Genomic DNA, 12879 nt, shown 5'->3' on the forward strand with positions numbered 1-12879 from the left:
TCGATGGCCCTCCACTGCCTCGAAATCAGAGAAATCCCGGCCGGATCGCTTGACAGCGGAGATAGGGACACCCCCCCTGCCGGTGCCCCACCGAGCCGCTGGGGCGACCCCGACGCACTCGCAACACTCCTGCAGTCCCACGGCATGCTCATCACCACCAGTACCCGGGAACGCATCACCCTGCGCTTCGAATCCCCCAGCGCCGGAGCGGATTTCCTCATCCGCACCGCGGGCCACGTCATGCACGAGCGGCAGTTCTCGATCGACGAGGGCCGCTGGGACCGATTGCACACCGACCTCACCACTTTCGTAGCCGCACACGCCGAAACCATCGACGGCACAATCGAGCTGCCGCTCGATTACCTACTGGCCACCATCACCAACCGGCACATCTCGTGATCGGCGATCCGGTTCGCTGGCAAGTAGATCGAGTTTCCGCTGAGCGGTTGCGAAGTCCGCATCGGTGGTGCGATGCCAAGCCAACCATTCGGCCACTTCTGCGCGCCTGGCGGCACGGCATGCAGCCCCTACTCGGCGGGTGTGGTCAGGTCGTAGACCGTCACTCCGTCGATGGTTCGGGCGGTGAAGTTCGCGGCTACCCACTGGGCGATGTCGGAGGCCTCGTGGCTGCCGCCGCTGGGGGCGCCGCGCATTCCCGCCATACCTTCACCGCCGATGAAGTAGTGGATCTTGTGCTGGGCCACGTACTCCTGGAACTGGGACAGGGTCGGTGACGGGTCGGTGCCGTTGAAACCGCCGACGGCCATGACCGGGTCGCCGGTGGCGAGCTGGTAGGCGGCGGCGCTGGTGGAGCCGACCGCGGCCGCTACCCAGGTGTAGGCGGCGGCGTTGTCGCGCAGTGCCGCAGACAGATTCGAGCCGACGGAAATACCGCCGAGGAGGCCGCCCATCGGACCACCGGCATGCGCGCCGGGACCGCCGCCGGGCGGCATCCCGCCTGGGAAGCGCCCGCTGGACGGGCCGGCGGACGGAATCGCTCCGGTGTGCGGAGTCGACGCGGTCGCCAACGCGTAGGCGGTCGGCCCCGCCAGGCCGGCGGCCAGCGCCACGGCCACCACCGCCGCACCCAGTGCCCGCGGCAATCGGGAGACCACCAGCAGCAGTGCCGCGGCACCCACACCCACCACCGCGACGACGGGCCGCAGCCACGGATTCCAATCGCTGGTGCGCGCGAGCAGGAGGCAGGCGAGAACGGTGGTCACCACCAGCGTGCCCGACAGCACCGCCGCGGCTCGAAGGTCGTTGCGCCGCAACCACAATTGCCAGGCGCCGATCGCCAGACTGCCCGCAGTGGCCGGAGCCAGCGCCACCGTGTAGTAGGGGTGCAGGATGCCGCTCGCGAAGCTGAAGATTCCGCCGGTGAGTATCAGCCAGCCCAGCCACAGCACCAGCGCTGCCCGCGTCGGATCGGTGCGGGGCGCGCAACGAGTGAGCCAGAGACCGGCGACGCCGATGATCAGCGCCGCCGGGATCAGCCAGGAGATCTGACCACCCATCTCGGAGCCGAACAGTCGCGCCCAGCCGACGTCGTAGTTCATATTGCCCAGACCGCCCACCTCGTCACCGGTGAGCCGCCCGAAACCGTTATAGCCCAAAGCCAATTCGAGCACGCTGTTGTGCTGTGAGCCGCCGATGAAGGGCCGCGAGGAGGCGGGCCAGAGCGCGACCACGGCCAGATACCAGCCCGCGGACACCACCATCGCGAGCACAGCCGCCACCGCGCGGATAATCCTCGTTTTCCAAGTAACTTGGGCCGCAAGCAGATACACCACCGCGAAAACCGGCAGCACGATGAACGCCTGCATCATCTTCGCCAGGAATCCGAATCCGACGGCCACCCCGGCCAGCGGCAACCACCACGCGGCGCTGTCCTTTTCGACGGATCGCAGCACGCAGTAGGCGGCGGCGGTCAGCAACAGCACGAGCAGGGCATCCGGATTGTCGAAGCGGAACATCAGCGCCGCGGCCGGTGTGAGCGCCAGAACGGCACCGGCGAGAACTCCCGGCCAGTGCCCGGCGACCCGGCGCACCGCGGCGTACAGCACGGCGACGGCGGCGACGCCCTCGAGCGCCTGCGGCACCAGCAGACTCCACGAGTTGAGGCCGAAGATCCGCGCGGAGATATCCATGACCCACAGCGCGCCGGGCGTCTTGTCCACGGTGATCGCGTCGGCGGCGTCGCTGGATCCGAACAGCATCGCCTTCCAGCTCTGCGATCCGGCCTGTACGGCGGCGGCGTAGAACTCGTTGGCCCAGCCGGCGGCACCCAGGTCCCACACGTACAGCAGCGCGGTGGCCGCCAGCAGCGCCACCAGCGACAGCTGCCGCCACCGCGGGCTCGCGGTCCGCGGCGGCGGCGGTTCGGTCACCGCGACCGGGGGCGTTTCCAGCACAGTCGTCGTCATATGTCGATCGTCATCGACCGAGGTGGTTGCTGCCTTGGGCTTCGCTGTGTGCCCGCTGTGAGGTCTCCTCCGGCAGCCGGACGGTGAAAACGGTATGTCCTGGTGCACTGTCGAGGCTGATCGCGCCGCCGTGTGATTTCACCACCGCCGCGACGATCGCCAGCCCCAGACCGCTGCTTCCGGCCCGCCGCGAGCGCGAGGAATCGCCGCGCGCGAAGCGTTCGAACACTTCCGGCTGCAGTGCGGCGGGAATACCGGGACCGTTGTCGGCGACCTGCCAGATCGCGCGGCCGGCGCCGTCGCGTTCCAGCGAGACCGTGACCGTGGTGCCGGGGCCCGTATGCACCCGCGCGTTGGCGAGCAGGTTGGCCAGCACCTGGTGCAGTCGCGCCGCATCACCGGTGACGACGACCGGTTCGCCGGGCAGATCCAGATTCCACCGGTGGTCCGGGCCCGCGATGTGGGCGTCGCTGACGGCGTCGACGGTCAACCGGGTCAGATCCACCGGCTCGTGTTCGAGGCCGCGCCCGGAATCGAGCCGGGCCAGCAGCAGCATGTCCTCGACCAGCGCCGTCATCCGCCGCGATTCCGAATCCACTCGGTTCATCGCGTTGGCGACGTCGCCGGGCACCTCGGCCCGTTTCCGTTGGGCCAGTTCGGCATAGCCGCGAATCGCGGCCAGCGGGGTGCGCAGTTCGTGACTGGCGTCGGCGAGGAACTGCCGCACCCGCGTCTCACTGGCATGGCGGGCCGACAGCGCGCTGTCGATGTGATCGAGCATGCGGTTGACCGCGGAACCGAGCTGTCCGACCTCGGTACGCGGATCGGCGTCGTCGGCCGGAACCCGCACCGGTAACGCCACTTCGCCGCGATCGAGCTGCAGATCGGCCACCCGGGAGGCCGTGGCGGCCACTCGGTCCAGCGGTGCCAGCGCGCGGCGGATCACCCAGATGCCCACGGTGATCGCGACGACGAGCACCACTGCGGTGACCACCACCAGGATCAGCAGGACCCGCATCAGCGTGGCGTGAACCGCGGTCAACGGCATACCGGTCACCACCGTGGCACCCGACCAGGTCGAATTCGCGACCACGCGATAGGAGCCCTGCCCGTCGAGGTCGACGGTCACCGGATCGCCGTCCGACGCCACCCGGGCCAACTGCTGCCGGGCGGCCGCGGACAAACTGGTCTGGGTCCCGTCGGCATCGATCTTGGCGGCGGTGACGTCGGCGCCGTCGATACTGGCGCCGACGGTATCGGCTTGAATGCCGCGCCGGTCCAGGAAATCCGGCCCGGGACCGCCGTGGTTCGGCGGCGGCCGATAGCCGTGGTCCGGATCGCCGGGTGGCGGCCCGAGACTCGGCCCACCGCCGGCCTCGCCGAGGGAACGCTTCTGCACATCGACCAACTCGGTGTCGAGCTGATGCACGAGAAACTGCTGCAGCGCGAATTCCGTTGCGGCGCCGATACCCACGACCACGACCACCAGCAACAGCAACTGTCCGACCAGCAGTCGCGCGCGCAACGACCAACCACGCGCCGACCACCGACGGCGAGACCGCGGCTCGCTCGCCGGGGCCTCAGCCGGCGGGTTTGAGGACATATCCGGCGCCGCGCAGGGTGTGGATCATCGGTTCGCGACCGCTGTCGATCTTCTTGCGCAGATAGGAGACATAGAGCTCGACGATGTTGGAGCGGCCGCCGAAGTCGTAGCTCCAGACCCGATCCAGAATCTGCGCCTTGCTCAGCACGCGACGGGGATTGCGCATGAAATAGCGCAGCAGTTCGAACTCCGTGGACGTCAGCGTGATCGGCTCGCCCGCGCGCGTCACCTCGTGGCTGTCCTCGTCGAGCATCAGATCGCCCACCACGATCTGAGCGTCGTTGTCGACGGTGGTGATGCCGGTGCGGCGCAGCAGTGCGCGCAGGCGCAGGACCACCTCCTCGATGCTGAACGGTTTGGTGACGTAGTCGTCGCCGCCGGCGGTGAGCCCGGCGATGCGATCCTCGACCGAATCCTTCGCGGTCAGCAGCAGCACCGGCAGATACGGCAGATCGCGGCGCAGCTTCGCGAGCACCTCGAGCCCGGTCATATCCGGCAGCATCACGTCGAGAACCACCACGTCGGGGCGGTTCTCGCGGGCCGCGGTGACCGCGGTGCGGCCGTCGGCGGCGGTGACGACCTGCCACCCTTCGTAGCGCAACGCCATCGACACCATTTCCGCGAGCACCGGTTCGTCGTCGACGACGAGGACGGTCACGGGGCTGCCGTCCGCGCGGCGCATCACGACGCGCTCGGCCGGGGTGTTCGTGGTGGTCATGACCCCAGTCTGGGAACGGCGGCTAGGTGTCCGCTGTGCCGTGTCTGGGGGTCGGCTGTGAGTGCCGCGGTCGCGGCGCGTTCACCACAGCGGGTACCGAACGAGTCCACAGCGCAGACCCAGCTTCGCACCGCAGGGTTGACCGAGCAACGCGATCGCGGCATCGACGGCCCGCGATCGCATTCGACGACAAGGAGTACGCGATGACCGAGCCCACCCCACAGCCTCCGGCCGAGCCGGAACACACCTGGGGCGCGCCGCAGACCCGGCCGGCCGCCACCTGGTCGACGAAGAAGTCGCTGGCCGCGGTCGGTATCGCCGCGGTGATCGCGGCGGCCGGGGGCGGCGTCGTCTACGCGGCCACACATTCCGATGGCAGTGCGCACGGTGGTCCGGGCGGGGCCGGGACCAGCTGGGGCGGCGGGCACAACACCGCGGGCCCGGGCGGTATGGGCATGACCGGCCAGAGCCTGCACGGCCAGTTCGTGATCAGCGACGGCAACGGCGGCTACACCACCGAGATCACTCAGATGGGCACGGTGACCGCGGTATCGGACACCTCGATCACCGCCGAGAGCGCCGACAACTTCACCCAGACCTACACGATTTCCGGCGGCACCCAGCATTCGGCGGTGAAAGTCGGTGACACCGTGCGCATTCAGGGCACGGAGGCGAACGGGACCGCCACCGCGACGGCGATCACGAGCGGCACCGAATCCGGGCAGATGGGTGGTCGCACCGGACGGTCGGGCCGCTTCGGCGGAATGGCGCAGGGCGGCGATCCGGGGCAGAACGGTCCCGGACCGGGAGGCGCGGCGCCCGGACAGGGCGGCGGACCCGGGATGGCACCGCCGATGGACGGTGCTCCGAATCAGCCCAACGGCTGATCGCAGGAACGTCGGCGGGTCCATGCCCGCCGACTCGCGGCGCGTCACGCATGCGCGGCGCGACGCGCCCCACCGGCGGAATCCACAACGCCCGACGGTCGGCACACCTCTGGCAAACTGGGCGGATGGATGGCGATGCGGTGATCGTGCCCATGGGTCTGGGGCATTTGCGGCAGGTGCTGGATCTGGGTCACGAAGTGTTCGACACCAGCGTCAAGCCCTACACCTCGTGGTCGTTGACGTCGGTGGCCGAACATTTGGATTCGGCGGACAACGCCTGCTGGGTGGCATTGGATTCGGATCGGGTGGTGGGATTCGTGCTCGGGTCCATGGAATTCGAATTGCGGGACGACTGGGGATATCTGGAGTGGGTCGCGGTGGCGCCGGATATGCAGGGGCGCGGGCTGGCGCGGCGACTGGTGGATATCTGTTCGGAAGCGTTGTTCGCGCGGGGAGCGCGCCGCATCGTGACCGACGTGGAGCAGAGCAATACCGCCTCGGCCACCCTGATGACCCGCAGCGGATTCAGTCCGGCCGCCTCGGTCACCCTGTTCGTCCGACCCAATCCCGCTGAGCCGGAACGGGATTCGGAAGCACCGCTGCCGCCGATCGCGCCGGGCGCCAAACGGGCGTTGATCAGGCGAGGCCGTCTCGCGGGCGACAATCGCAGCACGCACTGAGCCGCGCGAGCCGCCGCACGCTATCCGATCCGTCCCTGCCGCAGCGCGGGCGCTGTGCCGAGGATGCCGACGCCGGATGCACTGCCGTCGCGGGGCGCACGGTCGACGCACACCGCCCGCACCAGGAAGTAGTTCAGGACCGGAATCAGCAGTTCCACCGGCGTCATGAGCACGTAGAACCAATTGGGTTCCCCGCTCACCACCCATGCCAGCAGCCGGGCGATTCCGCCGGCGAAGAAAACGGCGCCGAGCGCGTTGATCGCCGGCCCTCGGTGCTCCACATCGCGCGCACACCACGCCACGGCCAGTCCGTAAGCGCCGAACACGACCGCGTAGAAGCGCATATCGGAATCGATGGTGGCGTTCACCGGTCCCGCGCCGATGACGCTGGCGGTACCGAAGAACAAGTGCGCCAACGCAATTCCCGCACACACCAGCCCGAACACCAGTAGCCAGATCTGCAGCACTCGTCGCATGCCGACCCCTATTAGACAGTTGTTGAATAAGCTCCACGGTAGGCCGCTGCCGCCGCTCACGTCAACCACCGCACGCCTACGATGAGCAGATGCCGAGCCGACGCCGCCTCACCCCCGAGCAGCGCCGCGACGAATTGATGGACGTGGGCGCGCGATTGTTCGGCGAACGCTCGTTCGACGAGGTCGCGATGGAGGACATCGCCGCCCACGCCGGCGCCTCCCGCGCCCTGATGTACCACTACTTCCCCACCAAGGGCGAGTTCTTCGCGGCCATCTGGAAGCGCGCTCACGATCGACTGCTCGCCGAACTGCGCATCGACCCCGAGGAGCCGGTTCGCACCGCCGTCTATCGGAGCCTGGTGGCGCATCTGGATTTCTATCGCGCCCACGTTCCGCTGGTTCTCATCGCGAACCGCACCGCGCCGGCCACCGATCCGGCGGTGCGTGGACCGGTGGTCGAGGACCTGAATGCCCTGTGCGAGCGCGTCCTCGACGCGTGTGGCGCCACGGGGCACACCCGAGAGGTTGCGGCCGCGGCGCTGAGCGGATGGATCGCCTTCATTCGCGAGGTCGCCATCGAATGGCTTGCCCATCAGCGCATTTCGCGTGACGAAGTGTTACGGATGTGCATGGCGACCCTGGACGCCACCGCGGGTGCCCAGCTCGATCTGACCGCGCCGCCGCGGCGGTGAGACGTCGTGGTCCGCTATCGCCGGGAGAGCCGATCGAACACCGCGCTGGCCGCGCCGAAACCGAGCACCCCGAGCCCCGCACACCAGACCAGGGCCAGTGCCGCGCTTGCGCCGGTTCCGCTCGAATTCAGCAGACCGCGCACGGTATCCACCACGGGCGTGGCGGGCTGGTAGGCGGCGAAGCCGCGCAGCCAGGCGGGCATGGTGGAGGTCTGTACGAACGCGCTGCTGATGTAGGGAATGAACATGATCGCGTAGGTCATCCCGCCGGCCGCCTCGGGATTCTTCGCCACCAGCCCGAGCGCGACCGCGATCCAGCAGATCGCCACCACGAACAGCACGATCATGGCCAGCGCCCCCAGCCAGCCGAGTACGTCCGCCCGCGGGCGATAGCCGAGTAGGACGGCCACGGTCACCGCGATCGCGATGGCGGCGAGATTGCGCGCCACCCCCTCCCCGACGTGTCCGGCCAGGATCGCCTGCCTGAACATCGGCAGCGTCCGGAATCGGTCGATACTGCCCCGGGTCATATCCGCCGAGACCGCGGTCGCGGTGATCGACGCACCGAAACCCGTACACAACAGCATGATTCCGGGCACGACGTAGTCGAGGTAGGAACCACCGACGTCGATCGCGCCGCCGAAGACGTAGGTGAACAGCAGCATCACCAGGATCGGCATGAGCAGCGAGATGATCAGCGTGTCCGGACTGCGCAGGGTGTGCCGGGCGCACCGGCGGAACATCACCGCCGAATCCGCGGCGATCATCCTCACCGGGCTGCCGCCTCGACGATATCGGCGGCATGGGCGGCGGCGCCCTCGGTGCGCAGGGTAGCCGCGAATTGCCGTGCGCGGGCGCGACGTTCGGGTTCCAGCAGCGTGGTCACGCCGCGAACGAGTCGTTCGGTGGTGAGCTCGGTGAAACGCAGGTGTGCGCCGAGCCCGAGCCGATCCACCTGCCCGCCCCACATCGGCTGTTCGAACGACACCGAACACACCAGTGTCGGCAGACCGGCCCGCAGACTTTCGAACAACGTGCCTATCCCGCCGTGATGCACCGCGGCCGCGCAGTGCGGGAACACGAGGTCGTAGGCGAATGGGCCGACCACTTTCACCCTCGAATCACCCTGGGTACGAGCGGTTTCCATACCACTCCAGCCCGCGCTCACCAATGCTCGCACCCCGAGTCGCCGCGACACCTCACCGACCATGGCCAGGACGGCGGTGGGATCGCTGATCGGCATACTGCCGAATCCGAAGAACACCGGCGCCTCCCCCGCCCGCACCCAGGACAGGATGTCGGTGTGGTCGTCGCCGAGTTCGCCCACCGCGTGCCGGGTCTGCTGATCCAGCGTCAGGAAGCCGGTGAACGGGCGCCGGCCGTCCCACTGCGCCGGCAGCCCGGGCACCAGTGCCGGATCGTAGATCTGCACCTCGGGGACCCGCCGCCGGGCCAGCACCGCCGCGATACTCGCCCGCGATTTCGGCAACCCGAGCATGCCGCGCAGATCGTTCAGATAGCGCATGAACACGATCCGCCGCAGGTTCTCCGCCACCGCCCACGTCGCGCGATTCACCGGAGCGGGCGGCGCCCAGCTCGCCGGCAGCGCGCCCGGAAACGGATAGGCCCCGTTCGCCCGGGCCGGGTAGTAGTGCAGGCTCACCAGCGGCACATCCATCGCCTCGGCGACCGAGCACGCGCGGTCCTCGGTGACGGTGCTGGCCACGATCAGGTGGGCGCCCGCGCACACCTCGACCACCTCGCGGTTCATCCGATCGGCATAGTCGGCCATCTGTTGGGCGACCAGCTGCATCAGCCGCAACGTATTGCCCGCGGCGAGGGCGCGCTGCCCTGCCTCCGAGCTGTAGAGCTGCTGCACATCGGGCCCGCAGGCGCGCGCGGCGAGCCCGGCTGCGGAGGCGAAATCGACCAGATTCGGCGGCGCGCCCAGCACCACGTCGTGGCCGCGGCGCCGCAATTCCAGCCCCAGGGCCAGCACCGGTTGCACGTCGCCGCGGGTGCCGGTCAGCGGAATGGCGATTCTCATGTCGAGTTATCTCCCCTTTTCCCGAGAGCGCAACACTTTCGGCCGAGAAACCCGATGGGGACACTATGGGATATCGAACCAACGGGCGCGTGGGTAACGTGCCCGGCGTGCACATCGCCATGTTCATGGACTATCACCCGGCGACGCTGGGCGGGGTGCAGACCGCGGTGGCGGCACTGCGCCGCGGCCTCGAACGCGCCGGGCACCGGGTGACACTGTTCGTGGCGCCACTGTCGGGCACTCCGTCCCCGGCTACGGAAGCCGACGACGGGGTGATCGAACTGGCTCCGCTGGCCGGCGCGGTGGTGAACGGCTTCCCGATGGTGCTGCCCACCGCACGCAACGCCGCACTGATCGATGCCGCCTTCGCCGCCCGCGGCCCGGTCGATCTGGTCCACACCCACACCACCTACGGGGTCGCCATCTCGGGAATGAAAGCCGCACGGCGGCACCGGATTCCGCTCGTACACACCGCACAGAGCCGCGACGACGCCTTCATCGAGCACACCGCACCGGCGCCCTACCTCTCCGCGCTGGCGCTGCGAATCCTGCACGGCCGCTTCGTCAACCACCCCGCACGGATGCCGCGTGGCGCGCAGAGCCGGGCCGCCCGCCATGCGTGGCACACCATCGTGGGTCAGGGGCAGGCCGCCGACCGGGTCATCGCACCGACCCGCCATTTCGCCGATCTGCTGCTCGGCCACGGCCTCACCCGGCCGATCCGGGTCGTGTCCAACGGCGTCGACGACACACTCGTCGACAACCGGCGCCCGGTCGAGCGCGACGCCGACGGCCCGCTGCGGTTGATCTGGTGCGGCCGGCTCTCCGCGGAGAAGCGACTGCTCGAATCGATCGACGCGGTGCGCCGCGTCCCCGACTGCACCCTCGACGTGTACGGCGAGGGTGAACTGTTCGATCGCGCCGCCGCGGTGGTCGCCGAATACGGCCTCGCGGACCGAATCACTCTGCACGGCAGGGTTTCTCAGGAGCAATGCCTCGACGCCATGGCCGCAGCGGACGCCCTGCTGTTTCCGTCGTGGGGTTTCGACACCCAAGGCATGGTGCTGCTGGAGGCGATCGCCACCGGGCTGCCCGTACTGTACTGCGATCCGGACCTGGCCGAATCCATCCCGGCGGGCGGCGGTCTGCGCGCCGACGACACCTCCCCCGCAGCACTGGCGGATGTGATCGCCCGGCTGGCGACAGATCGCGCCGAGCTGCTCGCGATGCGCGCCGAGATGGCCGGGCATCGGGATTCGGTGCGACAATCCGGCCGCATCGGCGCGATCGTCGAGGTCTACCGGCAGGCACGGGCCGATACCGAGCCCGCCGCGCAGCCGCCGGTGCCGCGACGACTCTCCGATGTCCCCACCGCGCCCGGCGCCCTGCCGTTGATCGGCCACAGCCTGCGCGCGCTGCGCGACGCACCGGGTTTCGTGACCTCGCTCGCCGACCTCGGCCCGATCGTGCGCATCCGGTTCGGCCGCAAAACCGGCTATGTGCTCACCACTCCTGAGCTGGTACGCGAGGTCGGCCTCGGCGACGCGGAACTGAATCGCGACGACCTGCGGGAAGCGATCGCCGATGTGGCGGGCGGTTCGGTGAACGTGCTGCGCGGCGCCGAACACAAACTGCGCCGGCGCATGATCGCGCCCGCGCTGCGGCAGAGCCGGCTCGCCGAATATACGGTCACCGCGGCCGGATTGGCCGATACCTGGTCGGCCGCACTGCCCGCCGGTGGCCGGGTCGACCTGATGGACGAGGCGCACGGACTGATCCTCGACACGGTGTCCTCTACGTTGTTCACCGCCGAATTCAGCGAGACGGCCCGCCGCCGGATTCGCGACAACGTGCCGTGGCTGCTGAGCCAGGTCATTCTGCGCACCGCGCTGCCGCCGCAGATCCGCCGCCTCCGGGTGATCGCGAATCGACGCTGGCAACGCAAGGCACACCATCTGCGTGCCGCGATCGGCGCCGCGATCGCCGAGTACCGCCGCCGCGACGAGGATTTCAACGACGTGGTGTCGGCGTTGATCCGCCATACCGATCCCGAGACCGGCGCGCGACTGTCGGACGAGCACATCATCGACGAGGCCATCCTGATGCTGGCCGGTGGGGTGGGGTCGATGGCCTCGCTCACCGGCTGGCTGTGGCACGAGGTGATGCGGCGCCCCGATATCGCTGAGCGGATACGTGCCGAACTCGACGAGGTGGTGGGCGCCGGCCCGGTGCGCGCGGAGCATATCGCCGAGCTCACCTACCTGAAACAGGTTGTCTCGGAGACTCTTCGGTTCTGGGGGCCGTGGATCAGCGCCGGTAACGCGTCGGGGCCGGTGACCGTCGGTGGACTCACCATTCCCGACGGCACCGCCATCATGTTCAGCCCGTATCTGGTCCAGCACGACCCGCGCCACTTCCCGAATCCCGAGGCCTTCGATCCCGACCGCTGGTCGCCGGACCGCACCGGCGAGATCGACAAGCAGGCGAACCTGTCCTTCGGCGTCGGTCGCCGGCGCTGCCTGGGCGATCATTTCGCGCTGCTGGAGATCACGCTGGCCTCGGCGGCACTGCTGGCCCGGTGGCGACCCGAGCCGGATCCGGCCTACGTCGTGCGAGCCTCGAACCGCGACTTCGTCCTCTCACCCTCCGCGATTCCGGTGACCCTGCACCGGCGTTAGCGACGGCGCAGCAGCACCCCGCGGATGAACGCCGCCTGCCCGGAATGCTGGATGTCGTCGTCGACCACGCTGATCAGCCGCACGCCGAGGGTCACCGGCGGATCCCAGCGGGTGTCGACGATCCGCGGCAGGTCGGCGTCGGTGAGGGTGCGGACGTACTCGACGGTGCGGTCGTGGACGGCGTCGTGATAGCCCAGCAGCGACTCGGCCGGAACACCGTCGAGGGCCGCCACCGCGTCCGGACCATCGCCGTATCCGGTCGCTGATCCGTCGAAGGGCAGATCGAAGCGGCGAGCCCAGCCGGCCGCCGTCCACACCTGTTCGGTGCCGGCCACGTCGGCGACATGGTCGTCCTGCACGCGGGTCAGATGCCAGATCAGCCAGGCGATGGAATTGGCCCCCGGATCCAGCCGCGCGGCCAGTTCCTCCTGGGTGAGCCCGGCGACCGCGCCGTGCACGTTCTCCTTGATCCGTCCGAAGGCGTCTACCAGCAGATCGGTGCTCGTCATGCTGGTATGCAAGCACATCACACCGACAGTTCGGTGGAACCGGTGTGAATATGCCCGCTCACAAGGTGTTTCACCGTGGTTCACCGGCCCGGTCCGCCCCGGCGAACCGAGAGTGGAAGACGGACAGAGAGTTCGGCACGTTCCTGCTACCCTGGTCGACAGT

Annotated in this window: 12 protein-coding genes; 5 read left to right on the top strand and 7 right to left on the bottom strand. The window is 69.0% G+C overall.

The features are described 5' to 3' along the window. A partial coding sequence (locus tag A5789_RS37695) for a hypothetical protein (protein ID WP_227462823.1) occupies nt 1-399 on the top strand: 399 nt, incomplete at its 5' end. Nucleotides 400-527: 128 nt separating this feature from the next. Here the strand turns inward: A5789_RS37695 and A5789_RS07955 are convergent. From A5789_RS07955 to A5789_RS07965, 3 genes are read right to left on the bottom strand one after another with little or no spacing between them, the layout of a single operon-like run. Then, the gene (locus tag A5789_RS07955; protein ID WP_064902232.1) at nt 528-2426 is read right to left on the bottom strand and encodes a glycosyltransferase family 39 protein; all 1899 of its coding nucleotides are present in this window, start codon (nt 2424-2426) and stop codon (nt 528-530) included. Nucleotides 2427-2436: 10 nt separating this feature from the next. After that, nucleotides 2437-4029, bottom strand: coding sequence for a HAMP domain-containing sensor histidine kinase (locus A5789_RS07960; protein WP_064902233.1), 1593 nt, complete (start codon nt 4027-4029; stop codon nt 2437-2439). Next, entirely contained in the window at nt 4007-4711 is a 705-nt protein-coding gene (locus A5789_RS07965; protein ID WP_062963626.1) for a response regulator transcription factor, read from the bottom strand. The genes A5789_RS07960 and A5789_RS07965 overlap by 23 nt, the downstream gene beginning before the upstream one ends. A gap of 239 nt (nt 4712-4950) precedes the next feature. On the opposite strand from A5789_RS07965, the gene A5789_RS07970 reads away from it, so the two are divergent. Next, the gene (locus tag A5789_RS07970) at nt 4951-5634 is read left to right on the top strand and encodes a hypothetical protein (RefSeq protein WP_064902234.1); all 684 of its coding nucleotides are present in this window, start codon (nt 4951-4953) and stop codon (nt 5632-5634) included. Nucleotides 5635-5759: 125 nt separating this feature from the next. Beyond that, on the top strand, nt 5760-6314 hold the full coding sequence (locus A5789_RS07975) for a GNAT family N-acetyltransferase (protein WP_063010397.1): 555 nt from the start codon (nt 5760-5762) through the stop codon (nt 6312-6314). A gap of 20 nt (nt 6315-6334) precedes the next feature. Here the strand turns inward: A5789_RS07975 and A5789_RS07980 are convergent, their stop codons facing one another. Continuing rightward, nucleotides 6335-6790, bottom strand: coding sequence for a DUF4345 domain-containing protein (locus A5789_RS07980; RefSeq protein ID WP_064902235.1), 456 nt, complete (start codon nt 6788-6790; stop codon nt 6335-6337). Nucleotides 6791-6879: 89 nt separating this feature from the next. Here A5789_RS07980 and A5789_RS07985 point away from each other — a divergent pair, with 89 nt between their 5' ends. Then, a complete protein-coding gene (locus A5789_RS07985; RefSeq protein ID WP_064902236.1) occupies nt 6880-7482 on the top strand; it encodes a TetR/AcrR family transcriptional regulator in 603 nt (200 codons plus the stop codon). Nucleotides 7483-7496: 14 nt separating this feature from the next. Here A5789_RS07985 and A5789_RS07990 read toward each other — a convergent pair whose 3' ends face one another. Together A5789_RS07990 and A5789_RS07995 are read right to left on the bottom strand one after the other, a co-directional pair. Further along, the gene (locus tag A5789_RS07990) at nt 7497-8249 is read right to left on the bottom strand and encodes an ABC transporter permease (RefSeq protein WP_030517969.1); all 753 of its coding nucleotides are present in this window, start codon (nt 8247-8249) and stop codon (nt 7497-7499) included. A gap of 2 nt (nt 8250-8251) precedes the next feature. Continuing rightward, nucleotides 8252-9529, bottom strand: coding sequence for a glycosyltransferase (locus A5789_RS07995; RefSeq protein WP_064902237.1), 1278 nt, complete (start codon nt 9527-9529; stop codon nt 8252-8254). Nucleotides 9530-9594: 65 nt separating this feature from the next. On the opposite strand from A5789_RS07995, the gene A5789_RS08000 reads away from it, so the two are divergent. Next, a complete protein-coding gene (locus tag A5789_RS08000) occupies nt 9595-12207 on the top strand; it encodes a cytochrome P450 (protein WP_227462822.1) in 2613 nt (870 codons plus the stop codon). Here A5789_RS08000 and A5789_RS08005 read toward each other — a convergent pair. Then, nucleotides 12204-12716, bottom strand: a complete 513-nt coding sequence (locus A5789_RS08005) for a DUF664 domain-containing protein (protein WP_064902238.1) — start codon at nt 12714-12716, stop codon at nt 12204-12206. The two genes, A5789_RS08000 and A5789_RS08005, sit on opposite strands and share 4 nt — an antisense overlap. Nucleotides 12717-12879: the final 163 nt, after the last annotated feature.

It is taken from the genome of Nocardia sp. 852002-51101_SCH5132738, from assembly GCF_001665695.1.
In the GTDB taxonomy this organism is placed as follows: domain Bacteria; phylum Actinomycetota; class Actinomycetes; order Mycobacteriales; family Mycobacteriaceae; genus Nocardia; species Nocardia nova.